A 20464-nucleotide genomic window follows, 5' to 3' on the forward strand; every position below is an offset into this window, starting at 1 on the left:
GGCCGGCGATAACCGGCCGATGATAACGATGTGCGGCAGGTTAGGCCTGCTCGGCACCTTTCTTCTTGGCTGCGCGCTTGGCTTTGGTCGCCGCCGCGATTTTCCGCGTTTTGTCGGACGCTTTCTTGGCTTTCTTCTTCGCCTTCTTCACGTTGTCCGCGGGCTTGGCGTCATCCTGCTTGCGGAAGGCGCTGTCCGGCTCGAAGTTGGCCGGCGGTTTGCCGCCGCGGCGCTTGCCGCGCCCCGCGCTACCGTTGTCGCGCAGCGTGCGCTGGCCGCCCTTCTTGGCGCGATCGCGTTCGGTTTTGCCTTCACCGCGCGCTTTGCGGGTGCTGGATACCAGTGCGAAATCGATCTTGCGCTCGTCCATGTGTACCGCGTCCACGCGGATCTCCACCGTATCCCCCAGGCGATAGACCGTGCCGGAAGATTCTCCGATCAGGCGCTGGCCGATATTATCGTAGCGATAGTAATCATTATCCAGCGTTGATACGTGCACCAGCCCGTCGATGAACAGATCGTTCAGGCGCACGAAGAAGCCGAAGCCGGTCACGCTGGAGATGATGCCGCTGAACACTTCACCGACGTGATCCTGCATGAAGTCGCACTTCAGCCAGTCGGCGACGTTGCGCGTCGCTTCGTCCGCGCGGCGCTCGGTCATCGAGCAGTGTTCGCCCAGCTGCAGCATCTCTTCGAATTCGCTGTGCCAGCCGCCGGTCGGCGTCCAGCGCTCTTTCTGCTCGCCGTGTTCTTTGGCCAACTGATATTTGATCGCGCGGTGCAGCGCCAGATCCGGATAACGGCGGATCGGCGAGGTGAAGTGGCCATAAGACGCCAGCGCCAGGCCGAAGTGGCCGCGGTTTTCCGGATCGTAAATCGCCTGTTTCATCGAACGCAGCAACATGGTTTGCAGCATTTCGTGGTCAGGGCGCTCGGACACTTCATCCATCAGCACCGCATAGTCCTTCGGCTGCGGCTTGTTGCCGCCGCCCAACGTCAGCCCCAGCTCGCTCAGCACGCTGCGCAGCGCGGAGATGTGGTCGTCGCTCGGACGATCGTGCACGCGGTAAAGCGCCGGCTCGTTGCGTTTCTCGACGAAGCGCGCGGCCGCCACGTTGGCCATGATCATGCACTCTTCGATCAGCTTGTGGGCGTCATTGCGCACCGTCGGCTCCACGCGCTCGATGCGACGCTCGGCGTTGAAGATGAATTTGGCTTCTTCGGTTTCGAACGCGATGCCGCCGCGCTCGGCGCGCGCCTTATCCAGCACCTTGTACATGGCGTGCAGCTCTTCCAGGTGCTTGACCAGCGGATGGTAATGCTCGCGCAGCTCCTGATCGCCCTGCAGAATGTGCCACACCTTGTTGTAGGTCAGGCGGGCGTGAGAGCTCATTACCGCCTCGTAGAACTTGGCCGTCGACAGGCGCCCCTGGGCGGAGATGGTCATTTCGCACACCATGCACAGACGATCGACCTGCGGGTTCAGGGAGCACAGCCCGTTGGACAGCACTTCCGGCAGCATCGGGATCACCTGCGACGGGAAGTACACCGAGTTGCCGCGGCTGCGCGCTTCATCGTCCAGCGCGGTGCGCGGGCGCACGTAGTAACTGACGTCGGCGATCGCCACCCACAGGCGCCAGCCGCCGCCGCGTTTTTTCTCGCAGTACACGGCGTCATCGAAGTCGCGCGCGTCTTCACCGTCGATGGTGACCAACGGCAGCTTGCGCAGATCGACGCGGCCCTTCTTGGCCGCTTCCGGCACCTGCTCGCTGAGATCGGCTACCTGTTTTTCCACCTGCGGCGGCCAGGTATGCGGGATCTCATGGGTGCGCAGCGCGATGTCCACCGCCATGCTGGTGCCCATCTTGTCGCCGAGGATCTCGACGATCTTGCCGACCGCCTTGGTGCGGCGGGTCGGGCGCTGAGTCAGCTCCACTACCACCATAAAGCCCATGCGCGCGCCGCTGACGCTGTCCGCCGGGATCAGAATATCGAAGCTCAGACGGCTGTCGTCCGGCACCACGAAGCCGGTACCGGCGTCCATGAAGAAGCGGCCGACAATCTGGCTGGTTTTCGGCACCAGCACGCGCACGATGCGCGCTTCGCGGCGCCCTTTGCGATCCGCGCCCAAGGCCTGCGCCAGCACCACGTCACCGTGGATCGCCATTTTCATCTGTTCGGCAGACAGGTACAGATCGTCTTTGCTGCCTTCAACGCGCAGGAAGCCGTAGCCGTCGCGGTGGCCGATCACCGTGCCGCGCAGCAGATCCAAACGTTCCGGCAGCGCGTAGCACTGGCGGCGGGTAAACACTAACTGGCCATCGCGCTCCATGGCGCGCAGGCGGCGGCGCAGCGCTTCCAGCTGTTCTTCGCCGCTGAGGCCCAATTCGTTGCCCAGTTCTTCGCGGCTGGCCGGCGTTTCTCTTTTCGCCAAATGGGCCAGGATATATTCACGGCTGGGGATAGGGGATTCGTATTTTTCTGCTTCTCGTTCCAGGAATGGATCTTGTGACATTGCGGTTCCTCCGTTGTCATCAGCAGGATGACGTTGAGCCTTGTCTTCTCAACGTCGTTTTATTCGACAAGCAATAGCTTGTAGAGCGGCGGATTGTCTTCGACCATGTCGGCCAACGTATGCTTATCCAGCTCTTCAAGGAAATTCTGTACGCCCTGGTGGAGCACCTGCTTCAAGCGGCAGGCAGGGGTAATGTGGCAAAACTCACTGCTGCAGTTAACCAGCGCGAGCGGCTCCAGCGCCCGCACCACGTCACCGAGGCGAATGCTCTCGGCCGGTTTGCCCAAACGTATGCCGCCATGCTTGCCGCGCACCGCCGTGACAAAACCTACCCGGCTCAACTGATTGATGATCTTCACCATATGGTTGCGAGACACGCCATAAACCTCAGTCACTTCCGAGATGCTGGTCATCTTGTCCTGCGGCAACGAGGCCATGTAGATCAACGCCCGCAGGCCATAATCAGTAAAACTTGTTAACTGCACATCTTACCTCTGGGTATCACTTTACCCGTCTGATACGCCGCTTTTCGGCGCTATTCAAAAGATTACTCATTGGATAATAAACCAGCCGGAGAGTTCGTCGCTAATTATTTAGCGAATCCCGCGCCCTAAGGCGGGTTTATGAAAGGATTTTTTGACGTGAAACCGCAATCGGAGGGAGTCAGGATAAAAACAAACCGGGACGCGCCCGGTTTGTTTAATGCCGCAAAGCCTGATTATGCGTCGAACGGGTCGCGCAGGATCATGGTTTCGCTGCGATCCGGGCCGGTAGAGATGATGTCTACCGGTACGCCGGTCACTTCTTCGATGCGCTTGATGTAGTTCAGCGCAGCCTGAGGCAGCTTGCTGTGCTCTTTCACGCCAAAGGTGGTTTCGCTCCAGCCCGGCATGGTTTCGTAGATAGGCTCAATGCCTTCCCAGCCTTCAGCCGCCAGCGGAGTGGTGTCCACTTCGCGGCCGTCCGGCATGCGGTAGCCCACGCAGATCTTCACTTCTTTCAGGCCGTCCAGGACGTCCAGTTTGGTCAGGCAGAAGCCGGACAGGGAGTTGATCTGCACGGCGCGGCGCACCGCTACCGCGTCCAGCCAACCGGTACGACGACGACGGCCGGTGGTGGCACCGAACTCGTTACCCTGCTTGCACAGGTATTCGCCGGTTTCATCGAACAGTTCAGTTGGGAACGGACCTGCACCCACGCGAGTGGAATAGGCTTTCACGATGCCCAGCACGTAATCCACATAACGCGGGCCGATGCCGGAACCGGTAGCCACGCCGCCGGCGGTGGTGTTGGAAGAGGTCACGTACGGATAAGTACCGTGGTCGATATCCAGCAGGGTACCCTGAGCGCCCTCGAACATGATCAGGTCGCCACGCTTGCGCGCGCCGTCCAGCAGTTCGGAAACGTCAACCACCATGGCGGTCAGGATGTCGGCGATAGACAGCACGTAGTCCAGCGTCGCCTGATAATCGACGGCGTCAACTTTGTAGTAGTTGACCAGCTGGAAGTTGTGGTAATCGACGATCTCTTTCAGCTTAACGGCGAAGGTTTCTTTGTTGAACAGGTCGCCGACGCGCAGGCCGCGACGAGCCACTTTATCTTCGTAAGCCGGGCCGATGCCGCGACCGGTGGTGCCGATCGCTTTCGCGCCGCGCGCTTTCTCACGCGCGTTATCCAACGCAACGTGGTAAGGCAGGATCAACGGGCAAGCTTCAGAGAGTAACAGACGTTCGCGTACCGGGATGCCACGCGCTTCGAGTTCACCCATTTCTTTCATCAACGCGTCCGGCGCCAGAACAACACCGTTGCCGATGATGCTGGTGACGTTTTCACGCAGAATACCTGAAGGAATTAAATGAAGGACGGTTTTTTCACCGTTGATTACCAGAGTGTGGCCAGCGTTATGGCCACCTTGGTAGCGCACAACATATTGAGCCCGTTCAGTCAGCAGGTCTACAACCTTGCCTTTACCTTCGTCACCCCATTGGGTGCCCAGTACGACGACGTTCTTACCCATTTTTCAAAATCACCGATTGCTTAAAAATGGATTCTACCACCGTAATTTTCGATTTTCAGCACTTTTAGCATACGATTGCATAAATTTTGGGCTAGACTTTAAAGACCCGTGCGGCCGCTCAACATGTAGTAGATCACGCAGCCCGCAACCACTATTCCACCGCCAAATCGCCGCAGCGTCGCGTCCGGCAGCTGCGACATCGCCACAATCATTTTGCGCCAGGCCTGCGGAAACAGCATCGGCCCCAATCCTTCCAGCACCAGAACCAGCCCGAGCGCCAGCCAAATCGTTGAGTTCATGCATCCCCCAAAAACAAGAAAGGGCCCGCGTATACGGGCCCTCGATCAGATTGCCTGCCGCGCTTATTTGCGCAGGGTATCAGGCGACTTCATGTAGCGGAAGAAATCGCTGTCCGGGCTCAGTACCAGCACGTCCTGGTTGTCCTTGAAGCTGGCTTCATAGGCGCGCAGGCTGCGGATAAAGGCATAGAAATCCGGATCCTGGCTGAACGCGTTGGCGAACAGCTTGGCCGCTTCGGCATCGCCTTCACCGCGGGTGATACGCGCCTGACGCTCGGCTTCCGCCAGGGTACGGGTCACTTCGTAATCCGCGCTGGCGCGCAGCTTCTCGGCTTCTTCCTGGCCCTGCGAGCGCAGACGACGGGCTACCGCTTCACGCTCGGCGCGCATACGCTGGTAGATGGCGTCGGACACTTCGGCCGGCAGGTTGATCTGCTTGATACGCACGTCGATCACTTCGATGCCCAACGCCGCCATGCTGTTCGGGTTCACCTGCGGCTGTTTGCCGGTGGTTTCCCGCTCAACGCGCGCCGCCGCAGAGGCGATAGCGTCATCGGCTTCGGTGGTCGCCACCTCTTCGCCGTCACCCACGGTGCCGGTGTTCAGCGCGTCACGCACGTCAGACATCAGCTTGCCGCGCGAGTCGGTCACGATGTCTTTCACGTCCAGACGGCCAATTTCGGAACGCAGACGGTCGCTGAACTTGCGTTTCAGCAGCACTTCGGCCTGGGAGACGTCGCCGCCCCCGGTCGCCAGGTAGTAACGGCTGAAGTCGCTGATGCGCCACTTCAGATAGGAGTCGACGATCAGGTCTTTCTTCTCGCTGGTCACGAAGCGATCGGCCTGGTTGTCCATGGTCTGGATGCGCGCATCCAGGTTCTTCACGGTCTCAATGAACGGGATCTTGAGGTGCAGACCCGGCGCATACACCAGCGGCTTGTTTTCGCCGTCGCGCAGAACCTTGCCGAAGCGCAACACGATGCCGCGCTGGCCTTCCTGCACCACGAACAGCGAAGCGTACAGCACCACCAGCACCGCGAGGACAATAACTACAAAAGACTTACGCATTGATTACTCTCTCCCTACGCGAGTGGTGTCGTCACGCTGCGCATTCGCCCGGCGCTGATCCATAACCGATCCGCCGCTGGTGCGCGGAGTGCTGCTGTTGGCAGCCGGCGCAGGATTCGGATTGAGGCGAATCAGGCTGGTATCCTTGTTGCCGCTCTCCGCCGCCGCGCCTTGGCCGCGCAGCATCTGATCCAGCGGCAGCACCATCAGGTTGTTGCCTTTATCGCTCACCAACACCTTACGGGTATGGCCCAGCACTTTTTCCATGGTTTCGATATACAGACGCTCGCGGGTGATCTGCGGTGCGGACTTGTATTCCGGCAACAGCTTGGCAAAGCGCGCCACCTCACCCTGAGCTTCCAGGACGGTGCGGTCCTTATAAGCCTTGGAGTCTTCCAGCAGACGCTGCGCCTGGCCGTTCGCACGCGGCTGAACTTCGTTGGCGTAAGCTTCCGCTTCACGGATGTATTGCTGCTCGTTCTCACGCGCGGCGATCGCATCGTCGAACGACGCCTTCACCTCTTCCGGCGGACGCGCCGCCTGGAAGTTGACGTCCAGCAGCGTGATGCCCATGTTGTAAGGACGGATGGTCTCTTCCAGCATGCGCTGCGTATCGTTACGCACCACGGTACGGCCTTCGGTCAGGATGCGATCCATCGAGTACTTGCCGATCACGCCGCGCAGGGCGCTGTCGGTCGCCTGGCTCAGGCTGTCGTCGGCATTGACGACGCTGAACAGGTACGCTTCCGGGTTGGTCACGCGGTACTGCACGTTCATTTCCACGCGCACCACGTTTTCATCGGAGGTCAGCATCACGCCGGACGCCGCCAATTCGCGCACGGATTCCACGTTCACCGGACGCACGTCGTCGATGAAGGTCGGCTTCCAGTTCAGGCCCGGCTGCACCAGATGGCTGAACTTGCCGAAACGCGTCACGACGCCGCGCTCGGCTTCCTTGATGGTGTAGAAGCCGCTGGCGGCCCAGATCACCACCACGGCGACCGCCGCGATGCCGATAATGCGGCCGCTGAAGCCCGGGCCAGAGGTGCCGGTGCCGCCGCTATTGCTGTTGGAGCCTTTGCCCCCGCCGAAACCGCTCAATTTCTTGCTCAGTTTGCGGAAGATATCGTCCAAATCAGGTGGCCCTTGATCACGACCGCCTTTGTTGTTACCGCCAGAGTTGCCGCCATTATTATTGCTGCTCCCCCACGGGTCGCGGTCCTGTCCGTTATTACCGGGCTGATTCCACGCCATGTTTTAGCTCCATATTCTGTGATTGGGTACTTCAGGCTTTCGCGAAGCATAAATGTAACAGGATATGATCATACGATAAAGTCAATCAGGTCCTGTTCTTGCTTGCAGAGACGACGCCATTCGACGATCGGCATTCGCACCACCACGCCAATGCTGCCGTCTTCTTCGTTCCACTCTTTTTCAATCGCCTGAAGCTGGTAAAAACGGCTGCGAAGACGGCCTGCCCGTGGCGGTAAGCGCAATTCGTAATGCGCGATCTCCCCCGATAAGCGCTCCGTCAACGCCTGATACAGCAACGGAATACCCTCTCCGCTGGCGGCGGACAGCCACACCCGGATCGGCAGGTTTTCGTCGTTGCGGTCGATACGCGGCACAAAATCGTCCAGCATATCTATTTTGTTCATCACTAACAGTGTAGGAATTTCATCCGAGTCTATCTCCGCCAGCACGGTGTTCACCGCTTCGATGTTCTCATCGACGCGCGGATCTGCGGCATCGATGACGTGCAGCAGCAGAGATGCCTGGCGCGTTTCCTGCAGCGTCGCCTTGAAGGCGGCCACCAGATCGTGCGGCAGGTGCCGGATGAAGCCTACGGTATCCGCCAACACGGTATCCCCCACGTCCGGCACGTCAATGCGCCGCAACGTAGGATCCAGGGTGGCAAATAGCTGGTCCGCCGCATACACCTCGGCAGACGTTATTCGGTTAAACAGGGTGGATTTGCCGGCGTTGGTGTAGCCCACCAGCGATACGGTCGGCACATCGGCACGGGTCCGCGCGCGTCGGCCTTGTTCACGCTGCTTTTCTACCCGCTCCAGGCGGCGCAGAATCAAGCTGATGCGATCGCGCAACAGGCGACGGTCGGTCTCAAGCTGGGTTTCCCCCGGCCCGCGCAGGCCAATCCCCCCTTTTTGCCGCTCCAGGTGCGTCCAGCCGCGTACCAGACGCGTGGCGATGTGACGCAACTGCGCCAGCTCCACCTGCAGCTTACCTTCATGGGTGCGGGCACGCTGGGCGAAGATGTCTAAAATCAGCCCGGTGCGATCGATCACCCGGCATTCGCACAGGCGCTCGAGGTTTCTTTCCTGCGCCGGGGAAAGGGAATGATCAAACAGGACAACAGACGCGCCGCTGGCTTTCACCGCATCTGCAATTTCTTCGGCCTTTCCTTCGCCGACAAAGTACTTCGGATGCGGGGCTTTGCGGCTACCAGTCACCACTTGCAAAGCTTCGACACCGGCTGAGGAGACCAGCGATTCGAACTCGTTGAGGTCTTCCGTATCTTTGTCTTGCGAGAAATAGATATGAACCAGTACGGCCTGCTCACCGGCTTCATAACGGTCAAACAAGCGTGCAACCTCTCAAACGGACACTCACCGTGAGTTTGGGGGACATAAACAGCCCGCGGCTGCTTATGCTCCCCGTCATGGTTGACTTGCAACGCGCTTTATTCAGCGTCATCGCTTTCCTGCTGCGGCTGTTGCTGCGCAGACGGATTGTTGCCATGGTGATAGTTGCTTGAACCGCCGCTCGGGTTGTTGCTGTGATGCGAAACCGGACGTGACGGGACAACGGTAGAGATAGCGTGCTTGTACACCATCTGGCTAACCGTGTTCTTCAACAGGATGACAAACTGGTCAAAAGACTCAATCTGGCCTTGCAGCTTAATACCATTCACCAAATAAATAGAAACCGGAACACGTTCACGACGCAATGCGTTCAGGAACGGATCTTGCAAAGATTGCCCCTTAGCCATTCTATCTTTTCCTTATTTGCTTGTTGTTTGTAACTAAGAACCTGTCGGCTCTAAAATAAACGACGTAAAAAATTTGCGCGCTGAATACTCAGCAATTGTACACAATCACCCAACCTATGCACTAACAACCTGTGTCACCGAGTCCAAAGCCTCTCCCGGCTTTTCACTGTCCAACCAATGGACCGACTCCCAACCCCGTAACCAGGTCATTTGGCGTTTAGCCAACTGACGTGTTGCGCAAATACCACGATAAACCATCTCATCGTAACTAATTTCACCAGACAAGTATGACCACATCTGGCGGTAACCGACACAGCGAATGGAGGGCAAGTCCGTATGCAAATCACCCCGTGCGAAAAGTGCACGCGCTTCCGTCTCAAAACCCGCCGCCAACATTTGATGGTACCGCAGCTCGATGCGTTGATGGATCAACTCACGGCTGGTCGGCGCTATCGCAAATTGGTGAACTTGATACGGCAACGATTCACCCGAAATTTTAGTCAGTTCCGTTAAAGTTTTACCCGAAATAAAAAAAACTTCCAGTGCTCTGGACAGTCTCTGCGGATCATTCGGATGAATTCTCAATGCCGCGACCGGATCGATCGCCTGTAACTGACGGTGCAACGCCTCCCAGCCCTGCTCCGCCGCTTGCCGTTCGATGCGCTCGCGCACCGCGGGATCGGCGGACGGCAACGGCGACAATCCTTCCAGCAATGCCTTGAAATACAACATGGTGCCGCCCACCAACAGCGGAATGCGGCCGGCGGCGGTGATGTCGGCCATCTCTTTCAGCGCATCGGCGCGGAACTCCGCGGCCGAGTAAGCTTCGGCGGGATCGCGAATATCGATCAGCCGATGCGGCGCCTGCGCCAATTCTTCGGCGCTCGGCTTGGCGGTGCCGATATCCATGCCGCGGTAAATCAGCGCGGAATCGACGCTGATCAGTTCCACCGGCAGGCGTTCGCGCAGCGCGATCGCCAGCGCGGTCTTGCCCGAGGCGGTCGGCCCCATGATGAAAATAGCCGGGGGACGTGGTGTCATTTCAGTGTCAGTCATGCTTGAGGGCCGCCAGTGCGGCCTGTAAATCAACGGGTTGTAAAAGTCCGCTCGGTGGCGATTTGACCAGCTGCGGGCAAAGTCGTTCAACGTCGGTCAGCAATTGTATCGCTTGCGAGGTGTTCCACTGTTCATGTTCGCTGCCAAGACGGCGAGCGAGCCAGGTGGCCAGCACCGCGGGCGACATCTCCTGATGTTCGGCCAGATAGCCTAACAGTTCGGGTATCAGTTTTTGTAAATTTTGTTGGCGTAATGGTAAAGGCACTGCGCGCAGCGTCACACGGCCGTGATCCGCCTGCAGATCCAGCCCCATCATCGTCAGCAGCGCCTGATGCCGCGCGATGGCTGCCGCTTCGCTCTTTTCCAACGTCAGCTTGACTGGGATCAGCAGCGGCTGCGGCCGCAGCCCTTCCGTCGGCGGGTTGAGCTGCGCCTGACGCAGCCAGCGCTCGGCCACCGTAAGATTGAGCAACGCCGGCTGCTGGCGCTGTTCAATCAACGCATAACACGGCGGATGGATCATCAACACCCGGCCAAAACTGTGCTGGCCGCCCGCCAACGGCGTTTCTGCTGCGGCTTTCGCCGGCGGGAACAGCGGCGGCTTGATCGAGACTTCCGGCGCGGCCTCGGCCGGCGGCTCGGCGGCGGGCTGCATCAGTTTACCGTACAGCTCGCCTTCGCGTTTCTGATAACCGCCCGCCGCTTGCCAGCTCGGCTGCGGCGGCCGCTCGCGGGCGGTGCCGGCCGGTGGCGGCGTTTCACGGCGCGGCGCAGGCTGAGAAAAATGGTTACCGCCGGCGGCGACGCGGTTTTCCTGCTGCCAGACCGGCGCGGGCGCTTCGGCCGGCATTTCCGCCAGCGGCAGCGACGGTGTCTGACCGGCCTGTTGCAGCACGGTGGTCACCGCCTGGTAGATAAAATCGTGCACCAGCCGCGCCTGATGGAAACGCACCTCGTGCTTGGCGGGATGCACGTTGACGTCCACCTGGTGCGGATCGACCTCCAGATACAGCACGTAAGCGGGCTGCTGATCGTCCTTCAACTGATCCTGATAGGCCTGACGAATGGCGTGATTGATCAAACGATCGCGCATCATGCGGCAGTTGACGTAACAATACTGCATTTCACCCAGCTGGCGCGCCCCGGCCGGATCCGCCACCCAACCGCGGATGCTCAGATCGCCGTGCTGCCAGTCGATGTTCAGCGCATGCTGCAAAAACGCCGGGCCGCAGATGCTGCCCAAACGGCGCTCGTGCTGGCTTTCTTCCTTCGCCGCCCGGTATTGGCGGATCAGTTTGCCGTTGTGGCTGAGGTTGATCGCCACATCGAAGCGCGCCAGCGCGATGCGCCGCACCACTTCATCGATATGGCCGAATTCGGTTTTCTCGGTGCGCATGAACTTGCGGCGCGCCGGGGTGTTGTAAAACAGATCCAGCACTTCCAGCGTGCTGCCGACCGGGTGCGCAGCGGGTTTGACCGTCACCGCCTGCTCGCGCCCTTCGGCATAGGCTTGCCACGCTTCGCTCTGGTCGGCGGTGCGCGACGTCAGAGTCAAACGGGACACCGAACTGATGCTGGCCAGCGCTTCGCCGCGAAAGCCGAGGCTGACGATCGCCTCCAGGTCGTCGAGCGTGCTGATTTTACTGGTGGCGTGCCGCGCCAGCGCCAGCGCCAGATCGTCCTTGCCGATGCCGCAACCGTTGTCGCGAATGCGGATCAGCTTGGCGCCGCCGCGTTCGATATCGATATCGATGCGCGTCGCCCCGGCGTCCAGGCTGTTTTCCACCAGCTCTTTGACGACCGACGCGGGGCGCTCAACCACCTCTCCGGCGGCGATCTGGTTGGCGAGCTGTGGCGGTAACACCTGGATAGGCATGCTGACTCCTGTAGCGGTGGCGCTAGGCCTGCGGAATGGTCAGCGTCCGATCCAGCGGCGCGACGTCCGACTTCAGATTATTGACCCGTTTCAGATCGCCGACGCTGACCCCGTAGCGGGAAGCGATGGAGGACAGCGTATCTCCGCGGGCCACTTTATGTTTAGACGGCCTTTTCGCCGGCGTTTTCGCTTTGGCGACGGCGGTGACAGCGGCGGTTTTCCCCGCCGGCACCTTCAGGCGTTGCCCGACCCACACGCCATCTTTCTTCAGTTTGTTCAGATCCCGCAGCGCCGCCATGGTGGTGCCGTAGCTGTCGGCGATGCCGGACAGCGTCTCCGCCCGTTTCACCACGTGGATCTGGGTCTTGCCGCTAACGCTGCGGCTCGCGCCGGCCGGGCTGACGATAGGCTCCGGCTGACGCACGTCTGGTGTTGAGGTGTTAACCGCCGCTGCGACGTCCAGCGGTCGGTTTTCCACCTTTGGGTCGGCTTGCAGCGGATGCGCCAAGAAGTAGCTGCGCAGGCCGTTATGAATGGCCTTGGCAATCTTCTCCTGATACGCGCTACTGCCCAGCAGCCGCTCCTCCGTGCTATTACTGATAAATCCGGTTTCCACCAGCAGCGATGGAATATCCGGCGAACGCAGCACGCCCAGGCTGGCGTGTTCCGGCCGGCGTTTATGCAACGATCCGACGCTCTGCAGCTGCTGCAGCACTTTCACCGCCACGTCGTACCCGACGCGCTGCGAGTGACCGAACTGCAGATCCAGCACCGCCTGGCTCAGATAAGGGTCGGCCTGGCTATTGGCCAGCAAATCGCCGGCGCCGCCGAGCAGCTCAGACTGCTTCTCATGCTGTTCGAGCCAACCGGCCATTTCGCTGTTGGCGCGGCGGTTGGACAGCACCCAAACGGAAGCGCCGCTGGCGCTGCGGTTTGGCGCGGCGTCCGCATGGATGGAGACCAGCACGTTGGCGCCCTGTTTACGCGCAACGTCGGAACGCCCCATCACCGAGATGAAATAATCACCGTTACGCGTCAGCACCGGTTTGAACTGCGGGTCGGCGTCCAGCATCGCCTGCAGGCGACGCGCGATGGCGATGGTGACATTCTTTTCTTTCAACCCGCTCGGGCCGATGGCCCCCGGATCCTGGCCGCCGTGGCCGGCGTCGATCGCCACCACCACCCGATCGCCGGAACCGGCGGAAACGCGGCTGCTGCGCGGCGTGACCTCAGTGGCGGTGCCTGCGACCACGGTCTGTTTTTGGGTAAAGGGATTCGATCCCGTCGGCGCTTTGCGCAGCGGCGGCTCCGGCGCTTCACGCACCGCGACCGGCGCCTGACGCGGCGGTTGACTGACGGCGACCGGCGGAGGCGTTTGCACCGGCGCTTTACGCGCCACGATATTGGCGCCGCCTTCGGCCGAAATGGTGAACACCACGGTATGCACGCCGCCGTTCTGGCGAGTGGAAACGCGGGTTTTGGCGCGCTGGGTCAGATCAAACACCAGGCGCACGCTCTGAGCGTCTTTCGGCGCGCTGGAGCGAATGCTTTTCACCAGGTTTTGCCCGCTGAAATTGAGCGGAAGACCGCCGACCTTGCCCTTCTGATTAACGTCCAGCACCACCCGCTCCGGGCCGTGCAGCGGGAAAAACGCATAGTCCGGCGGACCATTGAAGCTCACCGACACCGTCGCTTCGCGTTGGGCGTTCGACACTTTGATATCGGACAGCGAGGACGCCGCCAGCGCGTTCAACGCGCCGAGCGGCCCCAGCACGGCGATCAGCATGATGACCGCAAATTTTTTCAACACCTGCGTCATTGCAGCATCATCCCTGTGATCCATGAATGCGGTCTAACAACTGGCTGCCGTATGCGGAAATCGCCTCAATCTTCGCCTCTCGCCCCTCGCCCTGATAGCTGAGGTGCAGCGCCAGATCCGGCTCCGGCAGCACGCCGGTGCCCTGCTGCGGCCATTCGACCAGGCAGATGGCGTCTTGCGCGAAGTAATCGCGAATGCCCATGAATTCAAGCTCTTCCGGATCGGCCAAGCGATACAGATCGAAGTGATACACCGCCAACGGCTGCAAGGCATAGGGCTCTACCAGCGTATAAGTCGGGCTTTTGACGTTGCCCTGATGCCCCAACGCCTGCAGGAAGCCACGGCTGAAGGTGGTTTTACCGGCGCCCAGGTCGCCGTAGAGATAGATGACGCTGGCGCGATCGCAGGCCTTGGCCAAAGTGGTGCCCAAAGCGACAGTCGCTGCCTCGTCCGGCAGAGGTAAAACGAGTTCTTTCATTCGATAAAGTCTATTTTGCCCACTCAGGATTAACGAAATGAAGGATGTCCGGCAGTAAATCGGTCGCCAACATGCCTCTTGTTCCTTGTCTTTCCGCTACGCGATCGCCGGCCGCGCCATGCACGACGCAGCCCGCACAGGCGGCATCATACAGCGGGAGCTTTTGCGCCAGCAAACCGCCGATGATGCCCGACAGCACATCGCCCATGCCGCCGGAGGCCATGCCGGCGTTGCCGACGTCGGCGATCGCCATCTGCCCCTGCTCATCGGCGATCAGCGTACCGGCGCCTTTCAGCACCGCCACGCCGCCGTAGCGCGCCGTCAGCTTGCGCACGGCAAGTAAGCGATCACTCTCGATGTCAGCAGTGCTGCAGCTCAACAGCCGCGCCGCCTCTCCAGGATGCGGAGTCATCACGCGATTCTGCCGTTTCTCGGGATTTAATGCCAGCAAGTTCAGCGCATCGGCGTCCCACAAGGCTGGTTTATCGCTGGTTTGCAGCACGCTCAAGGCGTTTTTGCCCCACTCAGCCTGGCCCAGCCCCGGGCCAATCACCAGCACATCCGCCCATTGCATCGCCTGCCGCAGCGTCGCCTCGTCCAGCGCCTGCGCCATCAGCTCCGGCCTGGCCGTCAGCAGCGGCGTAACATGATCAATGTGAGTAAGCACTCGCACCAATCCAGCCCCGCTGCGCAGCGCCGCCTCCGCCGCCATGCGAATGGCGCCACCGAAACCGCTATCGCCGCCCACCAACAGCAGGCGGCCATGCTCGCCCTTATGAGCGCAAGGACGGCGCGGATGCAGCCAGCGCGGCAACACCTCGGCGGTAAGCCGCTGAATCTGCTCCGGTTGCTTCGCCAACCAACCCGATAAGCCTAGCGCATTCTGATGAAGTTGCCCGACCCAGTCACGCGCCTGGCCGGTCAGCAACCCCGGTTTGAGGCCGATGAACGTGACGGTGTGGGCGGCACGCACCACCGCGCCTGGCGCCGCGCCGCTTTCCGCCAGCAGGCCGGACGGAATATCGAGCGCCACCACCGGCGCCGAATGGCGGTTGGCGGCCTCGATCAGCGCGTCGTAAGGCGCACGCGGCGCGCTGCCCAGACCAGTGCCCAGCAGGCCGTCGATGATGAGCGAAACAGACGCCGGCCAGCGGCTGTTCGCCGGCAGAATGTCGCCGCCTGCTGCTTGCCAGGCCTCGCGAGCCGCTGCGGCTTCCGGTGGCAAAGGACGTGCGCCTTCGCAGGCGATCAGCGTCACCTGCACGCCCGCCGCCTTCGCCAGACGCGCCACCACATAACCGTCGCCACCGTTGTTGCCGTGGCCACACAGCACCAGCCAGTGGTCGCGGGAAGGGTACGCGTTGCGCGCCAGCGCGTAGGCCGCCTGACCGGCGCGCTGCATCAAATCGTAAAGAGAAATACCGAGCGAGGCCGCCGCCGCGGGTTCCGAGCGACGGATCCAATCCGCAGGCCAGACAGAGTGTGGTAAACTGTCAGCGTATGCTTTTTCACTGTGGCCCGTCATGACGCACCCCCTCGATCTTCATCAACTCGCCCAACATATCAAGCAATGGGGGCAATCGCTAGGATTCCAGCAGGTTGGCATCTGCGATACCGATCTGAGCCTTGAAGAGCCGAAGCTGCAGGCCTGGCTCGACAAGCAGTACCACGGCGAGATGGAATGGATGGCGCGCCACGGCATGTTGCGCGCACGCCCTCACGAACTGTTGCCGGGCACGCTGCGAGTGATCAGCGTACGCATGAACTACCTGCCGGCCAAGGCGGCGTTCGCCAGCACCTTGCAAGATTCGCAGTTGGGCTACGTCAGCCGCTACGCGCTGGGGCGTGACTATCACAAGCTGTTGCGCCAGCGCCTGAAAAAACTGGGCGATCAGATCCAGGAATACTGCGGCGAGTTGAATTTCCGCCCCTTTGTCGATTCTGCGCCGGTGATGGAGCGCGCGCTGGCCGCCAAGGCGGGCATCGGATGGGTTGGTAAACACTCACTAATTCTCAACCGCGAAGCCGGATCGTGGTTTTTCCTCGGCGAATTGCTGATCGATCTGCCGCTGCCGGTGGATCAGCCGCAGGAAGAACAGTGCGGCCGCTGCGTCGCCTGCATCACCACTTGCCCGACCGGCGCCATCGTCGCCCCCTATACCGTCGACGCCCGGCGCTGCATCTCCTACCTGACCATCGAGCTGGAAGGCGCGATCCCGGAAGAATTCCGCCCGCTGCTCGGCAACCGCATCTACGGCTGCGACGACTGCCAGCTGATCTGCCCGTGGAATCGCTTTTCGCAGCTCACCGACGAAGACGATTTCAGCCCGCGCGCCGCGCTGCATGCGCCGCAGCTGATCGATCTGTTCAACTGGACAGAAGAAAAATTCCTGCGCATCACCGAAGGCTCGGCGATACGCCGCATCGGCCACCTGCGCTGGCTGCGCAATATCGCCGTGGCGCTGGGCAATGCGCCTTATGAGGACGGCGTCGTGCTCGCGCTGCGCACGCGTTTGGGCCAGGACAGCATGCTGGACGAACATATCCACTGGGCGCTGGCGCAACAGCTCGCCCGCCGCGAAGCGCAGGGCATCGAGGTGCAGACGGCACAGAAAAAACGGCTGATACGGGCTGTGGAAAAAGGTTTGCCGAGGGACGCCTGACGGCGTGCGCCGCGCGGGCTTATCGCCGGAAGACTCACTCTGTGGATTTGTGCATAAAAATAAAAACACGTTGTCTTTCAACTGCAACAAAAAGAGCAAGTGATCGGCATAACGTTTTGGGATAAATAAATAAGCATATAAATCAAATAGATAAATATTTAATTTGTATGACGTTGATTTTTCAGGCAGGCGAGTTTATGTGCAGAGGCTGTGGATAACTCTGTTCACAACATTTTTAGCAGGCGTGTAAAACGGGACAAAAATCCGCGCCGGATAAGGCGTTGGACTTGAGTTTGAAACGAAGAGAAAATTGGAGCGGGAAACGAGACTCGAACTCGCGACCCCGACCTTGGCAAGGTCGTGCTCTACCAACTGAGCTATTCCCGCATAGAGATGCTTTTGGCATCCGGTCACCAAACACTGGCGTGACCTTTGAATTTTTGGAGCGGGAAACGAGGCTCGAACTCGCGACCTCAACCTTGGCAAGGTTGCGCTCTACCAACTGAGCTATTCCCGCGTCGCATAGGTACTGCTTGATACTGCTTTATTTATTCATCATGCCGCATCGCGACATTGTTGAATTTGGAGCGGGAAACGAGACTCGAACTCGCGACCCCGACCTTGGCAAGGTCGTGCTCTACCAACTGAGCTATTCCCGCCCGGCGTATCGATGGTGGAACGTTACGAAATTCTTCATCGGTACGGGGTGCGCATTATACGAGAAATCCTTTTTGCCGCAAGCCCCTGAAAGCAAAAAAACGCGATTTTTGTTTGATTGCCGATTAAAGCGCCAGATTGGCGAATTAAGCGGCTAAAAACGACGTTTTTTCCCCGCAGGGGCCGCCATCGCCTTAAAGCTGAATGAAATGTTCGCGGTAATAAGCCAGTTCGGCCACCGATTCACGGATGTCATCCAGCGCCTGATGGGTGCCCTGCTTCTTAAAGCCGCCGAGAATTTCCGGCTTCCAACGGCGCGCCAGTTCCTTCAGCGTGCTGACGTCCAGATAGCGGTAATGGAAGTAGGCCTCCAGCTCGGGCATATAGCGGAACAGGAAACGGCGATCCTGGCCCACGCTGTTGCCGCAAATCGGCGATTTGCCGGCCGGCACCCATTGCTGCAGGAAGGCGATGGTTTCCAGCTCGGCGGCGCGATCGTCCTGGCGGCTGGCTTTCACCCGCTCCACCAGCCCGCTGCCGGTATGGGTGCGCACGTTCCACTCGTCCATCAAGGCCAGCTGCTCGTCGGATTGGTGCACGGCGATCACCGGCCCTTCCGCCAGGATGTTCAGGTTGGCGTCGGTGACCAGCGTGGCGATCTCGATAATGCGGTCACGCTCGGGATCCAGCCCGGTCATCTCCAAATCGATCCAAATCAGGTTATTTTCGTTTCCTGTCATGATGTTTCCTGCCTAAAAGCCGAGAGAAAAACGCTGTGCGGACAAGACGACGGGCGCCGCCGGTGGCGACGCGCCGCAGCCGGCGGCTAACAACGGTTATTTAATATAAAATAGCGTGTATCATAGTCTTTTTGGTCGCCTTGGGCGACATATACCCTGACGGGTTCAAGGCTGCGCCGGGGGCAACTCCCCGCCGCGGCTGTGCGTATACGTAAAGGTATAAAACCGATTCAAGTGAGGCGCAGTGAGTAAGAACAAACTGTCCAAAGGTCAGCAACGCCGCGTGCAGGCGAACCATCAGCGCCGTTTGAAGCGCGCCGATAACAAACCGGAACCGGATGATTCCCAACTGGGCGAGCCGCAGGAAGGCGTCGTCATCAGCCGTTTCGGCATGCACGCCGACGTTGAGGCGCCGGATGGCACTCAGCACCGCTGCAACATCCGCCGCACGCTGCGTTCGCTGGTCACCGGCGATCGCGTGGTGTGGCGCCCCGGCCTGGGCACCCATGAAGGGGTGAAGGGCATCGTGGAAGCGGTGCACGAGCGCACCTCGGTGCTGACGCGCCCGGACTTCTATGACGGCGTGAAGCCGATCGCCGCTAATATCAATCAGATCGTCATCGTGTCGGCGATCCTGCCCGAGCTGTCGCTGAACATCATCGACCGCTATCTGGTGGCCTGCGAAACGCTCGAAGTCGAGCCGCTGATCGTGCTCAACAAAATTGACCTGCTGGACGCCGAAGCGCGCAAGCTGGTCGACGGCATGATGGATATCTATCGCAAGATTGGCTACCGGATGCTGGAAGTCTCCAGCCAAACGCGGGAAGGCATGGCGGAGTTCGAACAGGCGCTGGCCGGGCGCATCAGCATCTTCGCCGGCCAGTCGGGGGTCGGCAAATCCAGCCTGCTGAACGCGCTGCTGCCGCCGTCTGAAGAGCAAATTCTGGTAAATCAGGTTTCCGACGTCTCGGGCCTCGGGCAACATACCACCACCGCCGCGCGGCTGTACCACTTCCAGCACGGCGGCGACGTGATCGACTCCCCCGGAGTGCGCGAGTTTGGCCTGTGGCACCTGGAGCCGGAACAAATTACCCGCGGCTTTGTCGAATTCCGTGATTATTTAGGCGGTTGCAAATTCCGCGACTGCCGCCACGATACCGATCCCGGCTGCGCTATCCGCGCGGCGATGGAGAAAGGCGATATCGCGCAAGAGCGTTTCGACAACTACCACCGCATTCTGGAAAGCATGGCGCAGGTGAAGGTTCGCAAGAACTTCACGGACGCCGCAGACTGACACTGACGGGCGGGTATTGACGACGGCGGAGCCCTCGTTACAATGCGCGCCCTTTACCCTGATTCACGAGGTTAACGTGCTGGATAGCATCAAGATTAAACTGCAATATTGGCTGCCTAAGCTGGCGCTGACCCGCCTGGCGGGCTGGGGCGCCGACAAACGTGCCGGCTGGCTGACCCAACTGGTGGTCAAAACCTTCGCCCGCTACTACCGCGTGGACATGCAGGAAGCGCAAAACCCGGACCTGGCGTCTTACGCCACCTTCAACGACTTCTTCGTGCGCCCGCTGCGCGATGGCGCGCGCCCGATCATCGCCGACGCCAACTGGCTGGCGCTGCCCGCCGATGGCGCCATCAGCCAGCTCGGCCCGATCCGCGAGGACCAAATCTTCCAGGCCAAAGGCCACCACTACAGCCTGGAAGCGCTGCTGGCCGGCAACTACCTGTTGGCCGAGCCGTTCCGCAACGGCCTGTTCGCCACCACCTACCTGGCGCCGCGCGACTATCACCGCGTACACATGCCGTGCGCCGGCGTACTGCGCGAAATGATCTATGTGCCGGGCGATCTGTTCTCGGTCAACCCGCTCACCGCCGCCAACGTGCCTAACCTGTTCGCACGCAACGAGCGCGTGATCTGCGTCTTCGACACAGACATCGGGCCGATGGTGCAAATCCTGGTCGGCGCCACCATCGTCGGCAGTATCGAAACCGTCTGGGCCGGCACCGTCACGCCGCCGCGCGAAGGCATCATCAAACGCTGGACCTACCCGGCCGCCGGCGAAGAAGGCGCCATCGCGCTGGAAAAAGGCGCCGAGATGGGCCGTTTCAAACTCGGCTCCACGGTGATCAACCTGTTTACCGCAGGCAGCGTGCAGTTCGCGCCGCAGCTGCATAACGGCACCGTCACCCGCATGGGTGAAGCCTTCGCCGAAATCCCGGCCGCCGCTGAAACACCACAGACCCCGATCTAAAG

17 protein-coding genes and 3 tRNA genes are annotated in these 20464 nt (G+C 60.4%); 3 read left to right on the forward strand and 17 right to left on the reverse strand.

The window, feature by feature from the left end:
- Window positions 1–40 precede the first annotated feature (40 nt).
- The 13 genes from rnr to nnr all read right to left on the reverse strand — a co-directional run bounded on the left by rnr (window position 41) and on the right by nnr (window position 15663).
- The gene (gene rnr / locus ACTJJ6_RS17930; protein WP_033638918.1) at window positions 41–2515 is read right to left on the reverse strand and encodes a ribonuclease R; all 2475 of its coding nucleotides are present in this window, start codon (window positions 2513–2515) and stop codon (window positions 41–43) included.
- A 59-nt stretch (window positions 2516–2574) separates the two neighbouring features.
- Complete coding sequence (gene nsrR, locus ACTJJ6_RS17935; protein WP_004933660.1) at window positions 2575–3000, reverse strand: nitric oxide-sensing transcriptional repressor NsrR; 426 nt, start codon at window positions 2998–3000, stop codon at window positions 2575–2577.
- Between the two features lie 233 nt (window positions 3001–3233).
- Window positions 3234–4532: an adenylosuccinate synthase gene (locus tag ACTJJ6_RS17940; RefSeq protein WP_004933663.1), complete on the reverse strand. Its 1299-nt coding sequence runs from the start codon at window positions 4530–4532 to the stop codon at window positions 3234–3236.
- A gap of 98 nt (window positions 4533–4630) precedes the next feature.
- Window positions 4631–4831, reverse strand: coding sequence for a DUF2065 domain-containing protein (locus ACTJJ6_RS17945; RefSeq protein WP_004933666.1), 201 nt, complete (start codon window positions 4829–4831; stop codon window positions 4631–4633).
- A gap of 63 nt (window positions 4832–4894) precedes the next feature.
- Window positions 4895–5899, reverse strand: a complete 1005-nt coding sequence (gene hflC, locus ACTJJ6_RS17950) for a protease modulator HflC (protein WP_004933669.1) — start codon at window positions 5897–5899, stop codon at window positions 4895–4897.
- 3 nt (window positions 5900–5902) lie between these two features.
- Window positions 5903–7153 (reverse strand): FtsH protease activity modulator HflK, encoded by a 1251-nt coding sequence (gene hflK / locus ACTJJ6_RS17955; RefSeq protein ID WP_004933672.1) that lies wholly within the window; start codon window positions 7151–7153, stop codon window positions 5903–5905.
- Window positions 7154–7221: 68 nt separating this feature from the next.
- Window positions 7222–8502 (reverse strand): ribosome rescue GTPase HflX, encoded by a 1281-nt coding sequence (gene hflX, locus ACTJJ6_RS17960; protein ID WP_004933675.1) that lies wholly within the window; start codon window positions 8500–8502, stop codon window positions 7222–7224.
- A 98-nt stretch (window positions 8503–8600) separates the two neighbouring features.
- Entirely contained in the window at window positions 8601–8909 is a 309-nt protein-coding gene (gene hfq / locus ACTJJ6_RS17965) for an RNA chaperone Hfq (RefSeq protein ID WP_004933678.1), read from the reverse strand.
- A 114-nt stretch (window positions 8910–9023) separates the two neighbouring features.
- The gene (miaA, locus tag ACTJJ6_RS17970; RefSeq protein ID WP_004933679.1) at window positions 9024–9965 is read right to left on the reverse strand and encodes a tRNA (adenosine(37)-N6)-dimethylallyltransferase MiaA; all 942 of its coding nucleotides are present in this window, start codon (window positions 9963–9965) and stop codon (window positions 9024–9026) included.
- Window positions 9958–11841, reverse strand: a complete 1884-nt coding sequence (mutL, locus tag ACTJJ6_RS17975; protein ID WP_079449993.1) for a DNA mismatch repair endonuclease MutL — start codon at window positions 11839–11841, stop codon at window positions 9958–9960. Before mutL ends, miaA begins: the two co-directional genes overlap by 8 nt.
- Before the next feature lie 22 nt (window positions 11842–11863).
- Window positions 11864–13660 (reverse strand): N-acetylmuramoyl-L-alanine amidase AmiB, encoded by a 1797-nt coding sequence (amiB, locus tag ACTJJ6_RS17980; protein WP_033638922.1) that lies wholly within the window; start codon window positions 13658–13660, stop codon window positions 11864–11866.
- Between the two features lie 7 nt (window positions 13661–13667).
- Complete coding sequence (gene tsaE / locus ACTJJ6_RS17985; RefSeq protein ID WP_025305017.1) at window positions 13668–14138, reverse strand: tRNA (adenosine(37)-N6)-threonylcarbamoyltransferase complex ATPase subunit type 1 TsaE; 471 nt, start codon at window positions 14136–14138, stop codon at window positions 13668–13670.
- A gap of 10 nt (window positions 14139–14148) precedes the next feature.
- Window positions 14149–15663: a bifunctional ADP-dependent NAD(P)H-hydrate dehydratase/NAD(P)H-hydrate epimerase gene (gene nnr / locus ACTJJ6_RS17990; protein ID WP_110146627.1), complete on the reverse strand. Its 1515-nt coding sequence runs from the start codon at window positions 15661–15663 to the stop codon at window positions 14149–14151.
- Between nnr and queG the strand changes: the two genes are divergently transcribed.
- Window positions 15662–16801 (forward strand): tRNA epoxyqueuosine(34) reductase QueG, encoded by a 1140-nt coding sequence (queG, locus tag ACTJJ6_RS17995; protein WP_016929367.1) that lies wholly within the window; start codon window positions 15662–15664, stop codon window positions 16799–16801. The two genes, nnr and queG, sit on opposite strands and share 2 nt — an antisense overlap.
- A 311-nt stretch (window positions 16802–17112) precedes the next feature.
- Here queG and ACTJJ6_RS18000 read toward each other — a convergent pair.
- From ACTJJ6_RS18000 to orn, 4 genes are all read right to left on the reverse strand, one after another.
- Window positions 17113–17188 (reverse strand) — tRNA-Gly (locus ACTJJ6_RS18000).
- Between the two features lie 54 nt (window positions 17189–17242).
- A tRNA-Gly gene (locus ACTJJ6_RS18005) sits at window positions 17243–17318 on the reverse strand.
- Window positions 17319–17384: 66 nt separating this feature from the next.
- A tRNA-Gly gene (locus tag ACTJJ6_RS18010) sits at window positions 17385–17460 on the reverse strand.
- 192 nt (window positions 17461–17652) lie between these two features.
- Window positions 17653–18198, reverse strand: a complete 546-nt coding sequence (orn, locus tag ACTJJ6_RS18015; RefSeq protein WP_004929689.1) for an oligoribonuclease — start codon at window positions 18196–18198, stop codon at window positions 17653–17655.
- A 244-nt stretch (window positions 18199–18442) separates the two neighbouring features.
- Between orn and rsgA the strand changes: the two genes are divergently transcribed.
- Window positions 18443–19492, forward strand: a complete 1050-nt coding sequence (rsgA, locus tag ACTJJ6_RS18020; protein WP_440802932.1) for a small ribosomal subunit biogenesis GTPase RsgA — start codon at window positions 18443–18445, stop codon at window positions 19490–19492.
- A 76-nt stretch (window positions 19493–19568) separates the two neighbouring features.
- Window positions 19569–20462, forward strand: a complete 894-nt coding sequence (gene asd / locus ACTJJ6_RS18025) for an archaetidylserine decarboxylase (protein WP_028127565.1) — start codon at window positions 19569–19571, stop codon at window positions 20460–20462.
- Window positions 20463–20464: the final 2 nt, after the last annotated feature.

The sequence above is a fragment of the Serratia sp. 22278 genome (assembly GCF_052045405.1).
GTDB classification, from domain to species: Bacteria; Pseudomonadota; Gammaproteobacteria; order Enterobacterales; family Enterobacteriaceae; genus Serratia; species Serratia marcescens.

What these genes read in the sequence shown, in the direction of transcription:
- hflC (WP_004933669.1), bottom strand. Translation starts at nt 5,899, where the DNA reads ATGCGTAAGTCTTTTGTAGTTATTGTCCTCGCGGTGCTGGTGGTGCTG.
- queG (WP_016929367.1), top strand. Translation starts at nt 15,662, where the DNA reads ATGACGCACCCCCTCGATCTTCATCAACTCGCCCAACATATCAAGCAA.
- orn (WP_004929689.1), bottom strand. Translation starts at nt 18,198, where the DNA reads ATGACAGGAAACGAAAATAACCTGATTTGGATCGATTTGGAGATGACC.
- miaA (WP_004933679.1), bottom strand. Translation starts at nt 9,965, where the DNA reads ATGACTGACACTGAAATGACACCACGTCCCCCGGCTATTTTCATCATG.
- hflK (WP_004933672.1), bottom strand. Translation starts at nt 7,153, where the DNA reads ATGGCGTGGAATCAGCCCGGTAATAACGGACAGGACCGCGACCCGTGG.
- hfq (WP_004933678.1), bottom strand. Translation starts at nt 8,909, where the DNA reads ATGGCTAAGGGGCAATCTTTGCAAGATCCGTTCCTGAACGCATTGCGT.
- amiB (WP_033638922.1), bottom strand. Translation starts at nt 13,660, where the DNA reads ATGACGCAGGTGTTGAAAAAATTTGCGGTCATCATGCTGATCGCCGTG.
- ACTJJ6_RS17940 (WP_004933663.1), bottom strand. Translation starts at nt 4,532, where the DNA reads ATGGGTAAGAACGTCGTCGTACTGGGCACCCAATGGGGTGACGAAGGT.
- rnr (WP_033638918.1), bottom strand. Translation starts at nt 2,515, where the DNA reads ATGTCACAAGATCCATTCCTGGAACGAGAAGCAGAAAAATACGAATCC.
- tsaE (WP_025305017.1), bottom strand. Translation starts at nt 14,138, where the DNA reads ATGAAAGAACTCGTTTTACCTCTGCCGGACGAGGCAGCGACTGTCGCT.
- nnr (WP_110146627.1), bottom strand. Translation starts at nt 15,663, where the DNA reads ATGACGGGCCACAGTGAAAAAGCATACGCTGACAGTTTACCACACTCT.
- ACTJJ6_RS17945 (WP_004933666.1), bottom strand. Translation starts at nt 4,831, where the DNA reads ATGAACTCAACGATTTGGCTGGCGCTCGGGCTGGTTCTGGTGCTGGAA.
- mutL (WP_079449993.1), bottom strand. Translation starts at nt 11,841, where the DNA reads ATGCCTATCCAGGTGTTACCGCCACAGCTCGCCAACCAGATCGCCGCC.